General features: G+C 39.1%; 7 protein-coding genes. 3 read left to right on the top strand and 4 right to left on the bottom strand.

The window, feature by feature from the left end:
- Nucleotides 1-119 precede the first annotated feature (119 nt).
- A complete protein-coding gene (locus DXB58_RS23895; protein WP_122138471.1) occupies nt 120-797 on the top strand; it encodes a response regulator transcription factor in 678 nt (225 codons plus the stop codon).
- 21 nt (nt 798-818) lie between these two features.
- The gene (locus DXB58_RS23890; RefSeq protein WP_122138470.1) at nt 819-2,093 is read left to right on the top strand and encodes a HAMP domain-containing sensor histidine kinase; all 1,275 of its coding nucleotides are present in this window, start codon (nt 819-821) and stop codon (nt 2,091-2,093) included.
- Nucleotides 2,094-2,225: 132 nt separating this feature from the next.
- On the opposite strand, the gene DXB58_RS23885 is transcribed toward DXB58_RS23890, so the two are convergent.
- From DXB58_RS23885 to DXB58_RS23875, 3 genes are read right to left on the bottom strand one after another with little or no spacing between them, the layout of a single operon-like run.
- Nucleotides 2,226-3,182: an ABC transporter permease gene (locus DXB58_RS23885; RefSeq protein ID WP_004295992.1), complete on the bottom strand. Its 957-nt coding sequence runs from the start codon at nt 3,180-3,182 to the stop codon at nt 2,226-2,228.
- A complete protein-coding gene (locus DXB58_RS23880) occupies nt 3,175-3,918 on the bottom strand; it encodes an ABC transporter ATP-binding protein (RefSeq protein ID WP_004295990.1) in 744 nt (247 codons plus the stop codon). The genes DXB58_RS23885 and DXB58_RS23880 overlap by 8 nt, the downstream gene beginning before the upstream one ends.
- 3 nt (nt 3,919-3,921) lie before the next feature.
- The gene (locus DXB58_RS23875; RefSeq protein ID WP_122138469.1) at nt 3,922-5,073 is read right to left on the bottom strand and encodes an NEW3 domain-containing protein; all 1,152 of its coding nucleotides are present in this window, start codon (nt 5,071-5,073) and stop codon (nt 3,922-3,924) included.
- 318 nt (nt 5,074-5,391) lie between these two features.
- Between DXB58_RS23875 and DXB58_RS23870 the strand changes: the two genes are divergently transcribed.
- Nucleotides 5,392-5,829, top strand: a complete 438-nt coding sequence (locus tag DXB58_RS23870; protein WP_122138468.1) for a PepSY-like domain-containing protein — start codon at nt 5,392-5,394, stop codon at nt 5,827-5,829.
- 63 nt (nt 5,830-5,892) lie between these two features.
- On the opposite strand, the gene DXB58_RS23865 is transcribed toward DXB58_RS23870, so the two are convergent.
- A complete protein-coding gene (locus DXB58_RS23865) occupies nt 5,893-10,347 on the bottom strand; it encodes a translocation/assembly module TamB domain-containing protein (protein WP_122138467.1) in 4,455 nt (1,484 codons plus the stop codon).
- Nucleotides 10,348-10,368: the final 21 nt, after the last annotated feature.

Here is a 10,368-nt window from a genome sequence, read left to right as displayed (position 1 = left end):
GCGAAAGTAGGAAGAAAACTACTTCGTTTTCCTCCTACTCGATTTTCCTTCCATTTCAGTTTTATTTCAGAAATATCCCTTTTCTTTGCAGTATGTAAAAAAGAAAGGAGAACAAAATTATGAAGGTATTGATTGTAGAAGACGAACCCTCTTTGAGAGAACTGATTCAATGTTCACTTGAAAAAGAACGTTACGTGGTAGAAACAGCCAGTGACTTCAATTCTGCTTTACGCAAAATAGAAGATTACGACTATGATTGTATCTTATTGGACATCATGCTGCCGGACGGAAGCGGACTTGATCTTCTTGAACGATTGAAAGCGCTCCATAAACGGGAAAATGTGATTATTATTTCCGCCAAAGACTCTCTGGAAGACAAAGTCTTGGGATTGGAACTCGGGGCGGATGATTATTTGCCGAAACCCTTTCATCTGGTTGAATTAAATGCACGTATTAAAAGCGTGATTCGCCGTCATCAGCACGATGGAGAAATTGATATCCGCCAAGGCAATGTACGGATAGAACCGGATAAATATCGTGTCTTTGTGAATGATCTGGAAGTGGAACTAAATAGAAAAGAGTATGATATCCTATTATATTTCATCAACCGCCCCGGAAGATTAATCAATAAAAATACCTTGGCCGAATCTGTATGGGGAGATCATATCGATCAGGTTGATAATTTTGATTTCATATATGCGCAAATCAAGAATCTCCGCAAAAAGCTCAAAGATTCCGGTGCAACGATTGAAATCAAAGCGGTTTATGGATTTGGATATAAAATGGTGGTAGAATAAAAAAGAAAGAGATTATTGTCCATGAAATTAATATATTACATCATTCTTCGTATTACACTTGCTCTGACCCTTATACTGACGGTCTGGGCTATCTTCTTTTATGTTACGATGATCGATGAAGTCAACGATGAAGTGGATGACGCTTTGGAAGATTATTCGGAAACCATCATTATCCGGGCATTGGCAGGAGAGGAGCTACCTTCTAAAACCAATGGCTCCAACAATCAATATTATATGATGGAAGTAAGCAAAAAGTATGCGGAAAGCCGGGAGGATATTCAGTATAAAGACTCTATGGTATACATTGAAGAAAAAGGAGAGACCGAGCCGGCACGTATTCTTACTACTATCTTTAAAGATGATGAAGGACGATACCACGAACTGACAGTATCGACCCCCAGCATTGAAAAAGATGATTTGAGAAATGCCATCCAGGTGTGGATTATATTTCTATATGTAGCTTTATTATTCTGCATTATTATCATTTCCGTATGGGTATTTTACCGGAATATGCGACCGCTCTATGTACTTCTACACTGGCTGGACGGTTATCAAACAGGAAAAAGAAATAAACCTTTGAGTAACGATACTCAAATCACAGAATTCCGGAAATTAAACGAGGCTGCCATTCGTTATGTGGAACGTACAGAACAGATGTTCGAACAACAAAAACAGTTTATCGGAAATGCTTCACACGAGATACAAACTCCACTTGCTATCTGCCGTAACCGATTGGAGATGTTGATGGAAGATGATTCGCTATCAGAAAAACAACTGGAAGAACTGATGAAAACGCATCAGACTTTAGAATACATCACTAAATTAAACAAATCCCTGTTATTGCTTTCCAAGATTGATAATGGTCAGTTTACGGATACCAAAGAATTGGAACTTAATGTACTCCTCAAACAATATCTGCAAGATTACGAAGAAGTTTATGATTATCGCAACATAGAAGTCACGATAGATGAACAAGGCGTTTTTAAGGTGAAAATGAACGAATCTCTGGCTGTTGCTTTACTCACTAACCTCCTGAAAAATGCATTTGTACATAATATTGACGGGGGACATATCCGAATCACCATTACTAAGAACGGTATTACTTTCCGAAATTCGGGAGTGGAACATCCGCTAGACAAGGAACATATCTTCGAACGTTTCTATCAGGGTAGTAAAAAAGAAGGATCTACAGGGCTGGGATTAGCTATAGCCGATTCCATCTGTCGCTTGCAACATCTGAATATAAAATATTACTTCGAGCAGAATGAACATTGCTTCGAGATTTCCCAATCATAAGATTCACCCAGAAAACAAACACAGAGGACACGGATTTAAAGTGAACGACCTGTCGGTTATCATAAACCAATTTGTCAGGTATATCCATTCATCTGTTTCTCCGTGTCCTCTGCGTCTTTTATAGTGTGCAGGTTATCGGGATCGTATTTCTCTCCTCATAAACATGATATAAGAAATAGCGAAGCAAATAACCGTTGCCGCAATCAATCCGGTCAGTTGTGGCCATACAACTAAAAGACTTTGTCCCAATGGGAGCGGACTAGGGATAGCTCCCTGTACCTGTTCCATAGTCAATGGTCCCAAACTTCTGACAGAAGGCATCAATAATGTGGTGGTAGCTTCATTAAACAGTTCACTCGGTGCCAAACGCATCAACCCTAGAATAAACTTCTGATAACTGATAATCTGATAAGGTGATGCCATCTGTGACGGACTCAATCCTTTTGCCACCAAATTAACAATCATGGTATAGAATACGCTAAAAAACAGCCAAACGGCCACAGATGCTAATGCAGAAGTCGCTGCCTGACGAAAACGGAGCGAAAACAGAATAGCCAGATTCAACCAGAATGCTACATAAAAGATACTGGTAATAATGAAGAAAACAATTCTCCAAAACTCTTCTGCCGTAGGAGGAATGCCAATAGCAATCAGCCCACATCCCATCACCAGAAAGCCCAATACAAACAACATGATACCTATCACAATCAAAGCAGCCACAAACTTCGCATTGATAATGCAATCGCGATGAATAGGCTGGGACAGCATACGGCTCAATGTTCCTTTATTTTGTTCGGAATTGACTGCATCAAATCCCAAAGCGATTCCCAATAGGGGACCTAAGAAGTTAATAAACAGCACAAAAGAGGGGAGAGTCCCATCTGAAACCGTAAACAACTTCAAAAAAAGAAACGAACCGTCCGGATCATTAGGTTTGATGGCTTCACTAATATTGGTGAGTGCTGTATATAGCGACCCCATACAGGTAAGTGCTATAATACCTATTAGTATAATAAAACGCCAACTTTTGACATGATCGGAAATTTCCTTGTTGACGATAACCCAAAAAGGATGATTGACTTTATTCATGTCTTTCTCCTCCTTCCTCAAAATAATGGTTATAAATATCAGACAATTCCTGCTTCTTATCTTTCAATTCTGCCATATCAATCAAAGCAAGTAATTGGCCATTACTGAACAAACCTACCCGGTCGCACACTTTCTGCACCTGATCCAGATGATGGGAAGAGAAAAGTACAGTCAGTCCCTCTTCTTTACTCAACCAGCGAATCAGTTCGATAAATTCCTGAACACCTGCAGGGTCAATCCCTGAAGTCGGCTCATCGAGAATAATAATCTCCGGATTTTTAATAAGTACATCAGCCAATCCCAACCGCTGTCTCATACCACGAGAATATTTCCCGGTCTTTTTGGCTAACTGATCTTCAAGGCCTACCCGCTTCATCAGTTCCATAGCCTTGGTTTTTGCCTCTTTATCAGAAATACCATTTAATCGCGCTGTATAGATCAAATTCTCCGGTCCTGTCATATCATCATAGAATCCTACATCTTCTGGCAAATACCCAATTTTCCTTTTTACTTCAATGGGGTGTGTAGTAGAATTGATTCCACAAATTTCAACTGTTCCCGAAGTAGGCTCTGTCAATCCCAACATCATTAAGATAGTAGTTGATTTTCCAGCACCATTCGGTCCCAGCAATCCGAAGATTTCTCCTTTCCGGATATTCAGGCGAATATGATCTACAGCAGTGAAATTACCGTATTGTTTGGTCAAATCGGTAAGTACGATCACTTGTTCGCCCATAATTTACCTCCTTCCATATTTACGGAACAGATAGTAAACCACGCCGATGGTGGCAATAATGATAAGAACGCCTACCCATCCCCATATCATCGGAGTTTTTACTGCAACTCTGAACTGCGCATCGGCATTTACTTCAGGAGTTTTTGCCATGATGGTAGTCACATAGTCGCCTGGCAATGCTTTTTTAGAAGCTTTCAAAGTAGCCATAACCGTTGATGTCTCTCCGGCTTTTAGTGCATCGATTTTTGAAGGTTCGAAAGTTACTTCCCAGTCAGCAGGTTTATTGGCAGACAGCTGAATATCTTTCAGTAATGAAGAGCCTGTGTTTCTGACTTCCAGTTCTATTTTCTTTATATCACCTGCTGTGACATCTGTACTCAATAACCCACGGGGAGTAGTCAGTTCCATTTGATAAGAGCCGGTAACAACCACTTCCAGTTCCAATTCAGCGGAAGTGGTACCTGTAGCGGCGCGTACCGGAATTTTGTAACTGCCGGCTTCTACATTGGCAGGAGGAGTAATATCTATACTTACATTTTGAGTACTGTTGGCTTCCACTTGTGCAGAAGTGGCTTGCTTATAATTAGGTTTAAAAACTACATTCCAACCTCTGGGTGCATTAGCCATCAAAGCATATAGCTGCTGGTCGGCAGTCTGATTCTTTAAAGTGGCGCTGAAAGTGAAGGTTGATTTAGAATTTCCCTGCATGTTGGGTTGGTCGGTAGTAAATTCAGTCTGGTATGTTCCTTTTTGAGCAACCACCACATCCAATGGAAGTTTGGCGTTTCCGGCATATACCACAAAGTGATAATTACCTTTATTCACCTTTAATGGGACTTCGACTTTTAAATTGAAAGTCTTTTTCTCTTTGGGAAGTACCGATAGTTGGCTAAGGCTCCAGCCACCGGATTTCATTTCGTGTTTCCAACTACTGCCCAGCCCGCTGACAGAAAGATTCGCATTCGTCAACTGGTCTGTGTTGTTGATAAGATCAATACTGTAGTCAATTGACGCTCCGGGAGATACGGAGATTTTTGTGTAAGGTGTGTACAGAATCACGCTCTTAGGTATTGAATCATTGGCGTGCGTGTAACTCATAGGGATTATCCCCAATAGAATAGCTAATAATAAAAAATAATTTGTTCTCATAGTCATACAAAAGTTCTTATGGTTGTTTAATATGAATATTGTCAAATTTGTGTGTGCAAAAATAAACGATGTATCTATTAGTAGTTTTAAAAGAATCCTAAAGAATCTAATTTCAGGAAGAAATTATAGTGACACTATCCCTATAGGATGGTGACGGTATCCTTTATATATAGTGACGCTATGTTAACCGGATAGCGTCACTATATTTTTTCGATTTTTTTTCGGAAATTCTCAAAATTCCCAAATCTTTTCAGATTCTCCTCTCATCTTTGCATTATAAAATTAATAATAATAGTAAAAACCAATATTAAAAAAACAACGATTATGAAAAAGTTAGTATTCTTATTAGTGTGTCTTTTCACTTTGCAAACAGTAGCTCGTGCAGATGACGACAAACCAATCCAGGTAACTCAAATGCCACAACCGGCACAGCAGTTTATCAAACAGCATTTTGCCGACAGCAAAGTAGCATTAGCCAAAATGGAAAGTGAATTTTTCTACAAAAGCTATGAAGTGATTTTTACGAATGGGAATAAAGTAGAGTTTGACAAAAATGGAAATTGGGAAGAAGTGAACTGCAAATACAGTTCTGTGCCTGCAGCAATTATTCCGGCAGCTATTCAGAAATATGTAACCAGCAATTATCCGGATGCTAAGGTTCTGAAAATAGAGAGAGATAAAAAAGATTATGAGGTGAAACTTTCTAATCGTACAGAGTTGAAATTCGATTTGAAATTTAATTTGATTGATATAGACTTCTAAACCTTTTTAAATAGAACAAACGATGACATTATTCCTGGTGGATATGTCATCGTTTATTGTTTTTTACTGTTCCTGTGCACGTTTTCTTTTCACTGCCGATTTAGCAGTTTTATCAGTGATGCTGTCCGTTTGTTGCGGTTTCACCTTTTCAGCTTCTTCCCGTTTCCGCTTATTGCGTAACCGCCATTTATTCCAGAAATATAGATCACTCCATTTATTGAAATCCTTTTTATACATGATACCTACACCTTGCGTAGTCAAATTTGTTTTTGTGTAATAACGGTCATTTGTCTCATTATAAGCCTTCAAACGAATATCTCCCGAACGGGTAATCAGCCATTCTGCTTCAAAGTCTCCTACAAAGTTAGTATTAGCCATCGGATTATCCCGATAACCGAAGTTTCCGTTTATCAATAAACGGTTATTCAATAATTGTCCCGACAAAATACCTTCTACTTCCATGTCTGTCCAACCCTTATCACCCGTACTCAAATTCGTACCGATATTCCAGTTATTCGTTTCAAAGACCTGTGAAAGTGCATTGTTCAACTGGCCGGAGAGAGTAGATGAGAGCACCGATGACATCACATTCGAATTCTGATTATTATTACGGGCATCTTCCGTATAGAACTTGCCAATACCCAGCAAATAAAGAATCTGCATATTCATTTGCTCTTCCGTACTGATATAATTACGTACCAATGTTTGTATTTCATCTCTTTCATTCGGAAGCTCTATACCCAGTTTGATAGTCGGTCGTACCAGCATACCACTTAGATTCATGATACAATTTACACGCACATTGGGTTGTTGTATAATAGCCGAAGCATCCGGTATCAAATCATTCAAAGAGGCAGAGTTCACTGTATATGAAGCTTGTATGTCCATATTAGCATCCAAAGGTGCACCATTGAACGTTATTGTACTTCCATCTTTGATAATAAAGTCTTTACGGATCACTTCCTGCAAACTAAATTTATATACTCCTTGATTGATCCGGTAATTACCGAACATTTTCACATCGCCCTTATTATAAAATTCCGTCCGGATATTTCCCGTACCTTTTCCGCTGATATAATCTCCGGCAATAGGGTCCATAATGATTCGCATGGTGGCATCGGGAGTTGCATCCACGAGAATGTTCAAACGGATATCTGTTTTCTGCTCTTCCTCCTCCTGACGTTTTTGCTGTATTTGTTCGTAATATGAAATTACTTGAACAGAATCCTGGATAGTACGACGAGGTGTTTTATCCACGAATTTGATAAACTGATTGCTAGTAGCCGATGCTACACTACCATTAATATAGGTAAAGGTAGTATTTCGATTTGTAGTCATGGCCACATTTACGTCGAGCCCCTGTATGGCGTTTCCAGAGAGCAATACATTCCCGGTACCATATACCGTACCATAGAAAGGCATATCTGTCGATTCTTTTGTGTTCATCACAAGCATATTATTTGCCTGTATCTCGAAACGATAGTTTAGGTTCTTAAAATGCAGGAAATGCAAATATCCATTCATTCTCCCCGAATGCCCTTCCATATCAGAGATATGTATATTATTAAATGTCAATCCAGTAGGAGCCAAATGAATAGTATCTTTTACCGCAAAATGCGTGTTTAAAATATCAAAATTCATAGATGCGTCTGTCATAACCGCACCATCCAGGTTCAATCCTTTAAATTTTCCATAGAAATGTACTTTTCCTGTTCCTCGCCCTTTAATATCATTGGCAATAGACTTCATATAATGTTCGAGGAATTTCAGATTCAATTCATTTGCTTCAATATTTAAATCAAGTCCGCTCTCGGGTTTTAATGGATAAATAATACCCGTGACACGCGACGGAGAAGGAGATATATCCTGAATGGATGCATCCAACCGGATACCTCTGTTTTCATTATCCCACTCACCATATATATCCAGTTCACCCAAACGACCGTGATTGAGTGAGAAATTCTTTATAAATAAACGGGTATTCATGATAGGCTTTTTAAGCACTCCGCTTGCATAAGCCGTTCCTGTTGCATCGCCCTCAAAATTTACATCGTCGGATATACTTGCAATATCAAATACATATCCCATATTTATATCCTTTAGATCAACCTTTACAGTATCTTTAGGATTCTCGGAAAGCCGGCCGTTAATACGTACATACCTATCCTGATGACTAAAATAGAAATTATTCACATCCACTCGTCCGGAATCGACCACCACCTGCGAAGGATGTATCTTCCAGAGAGTATCATTTAAAATAACATCAGTAGGCTTCACATCCACCATCGCTTTCAACAATGACTTTTCTCCGCTTGTACGTAGAAATTTGGCAACAGCTGCTAATTTCCCGCTATATGTTGCTGCAGCATTATTTCCCCAATCCAAAGTCGTACTGACATTGTCATCTTTAGCTTGTGCATCCAGAGATAGATTGACTGCCCCTTTCTTTTTCAAATTAGTCAGACGAACCCGTGCACGAATATGATCTGCCGGATTCTCGCACAGAATCATACCTGACTCAATATAGTTGTTCTTATATTGCAGACGGGGAAAATATCCCTCTACACGCAAGCGTTGTAAAGCATCATTAAAATATCCCTTCAACGTAGAATGAGTATACACCGTTAACGGTATATCAAATATCGTAGATAAAATGTCCGTATTATATATATGTATATCAAACAAAAAGTTATTATGGGTTTCAATCGGCTTCTTGGGAGGTAATATCAAAGACGGCACATATTTCCGCATAATATTCAGAATACTGGCAGGTAATGTGTGATATTGGAATTTTCCCTCTATGCTTGCTTTCAGGAATTCGGAAGTCAATCTAAGCTGATTTTCTCCATTTTGTTTGGTTGCCCGGATATTCATATTCTGCATGAAATATGCTTTATCCGGAGCCGTAAATTCCAAGCTATCCACATTGATTTCTCCAATCATCTCATCCACTGATCCACCTGTAAAATTAGCTTTCAGTTTTAAAGAGAACTCTGCATCAGGATATTTGGTCGTAAGATTCAAATCATGTGGGCGTACTTTATTGACTACTGCAAGAAAATTAAAAGTAGGAACTTTAGATGCAATATTTACGTCTCCATTCAAATAAATAGAGCCATTAGGATCATCCAACGCAATCTTTCCATTAAATCCTCCTTGTTTGTATTCTCCGTCCAGTGTGATATTCTCATATCTATATCTGCTATAATCTATCGAAGCAATCAGTCCTTTCAATTCTACGGCAGGCAAATGGTCAGCAATATGCCGGCCATGTACATCCAGATTGAAAGTAATTTCTCCCAATTCCTCATTATCCAATAATTTACCTAGTTGAAAGTCCTCTGTTTTGACAGCTCCGGAATACGCAAATAATCCTTTTGTCTTATCAGAACTCAATTTTAAGTCGGTCTTTACATTTCCAAGACTCGTTTGTAATTGCCCATAAGTAACTAAGTCCGTGAAGTATCCCGAAATTTCTCCCTGGAAACTCACGTTTCCCAAACGTTCGAGAAGAGGAGGAACTCCATTATAATTATGGCTCAAATTACGCACTAAAAAACCGACTCCACGCGTATTGGCCGAAAGTTCGGAAAGAGTTCCATATACATACGCATCTTGTGGACGCGATAAGTCCTGAAGCGATACATCTCCTCGCAGACGGAACTGGCGGTCATCGGCTGTAATCTCCAGATGCGAACAAGTCAACTGATCCACAGTTCCCTTCACCTCCATGTCCAACGTCACCGGTTCCTTGAAATGCGAGAGGATAGGGACAAAAGGGGAAATATCTTTTAAAGTAACTTGCGATGGCAAAGTACGGAAAGAGAAATGCACTTGTTCTGTAAAACGGTCAAAAGCTTTCAAACTATCATACTCCAAATGAATGGTATCGAGCTTGAGAGAGGTTTCGGGCAATTCTATTGTAAAATTATCAATGTTTGTCTGCTTGTTATTGGCAACCAGTTTCAAACTCATTTTTTTCAAAGAGAAGCCGGATGCTTTTTCATCAAGGCTCAATCGCTTGATCCCTAAATTCAAAGAGTCCTTACTTAATGCCTTCAGCGATATATTAGCAATGATATTTTGAAGCTGAATATGCTTAGCGTTAAATTTCCCCGGTGTTTCTTCTTCCGACAACACATGATAAGACATCCTTCCACGACGAATCAGGATGGAATTAATACGCAAATCAAGGGAGTTTTCTTTCTTCACGGTATCTTTGGAAGCAAAAGCATCCAAAACAAACTTAAAATTAGGAGGAGAATCCGGAGTCTCTTTCCGGAGATTGATATTAAATCCGAAAAGCTGGACACTGCTAATGGATATCTTTCCTTTAAAAAAGGGCATAATATCGAACTTGGCAGACAAACGTGTGACTTTGAGCATTTCCTGACCACTCTGATCGTCAAGCAATACATCATCAATAATAATACGGTTCAATAGACCGATATTAATTCTACCAATTACTACCTTTGTATTTAAAACTTCGGAAAGTTCTTCAGCTACAAATACACTCATTGCTTGCTGAATGTTTGGTAT

This window comes from Bacteroides sp. OM05-10AA (assembly GCF_003439055.1).
Lineage (GTDB): Bacteria > Bacteroidota > Bacteroidia > Bacteroidales > Bacteroidaceae > Bacteroides > Bacteroides intestinigallinarum.
The sequence above is the reverse complement of the archived record's forward strand: the minus strand, read 5'-3'. Positions and strand labels throughout refer to the sequence as shown.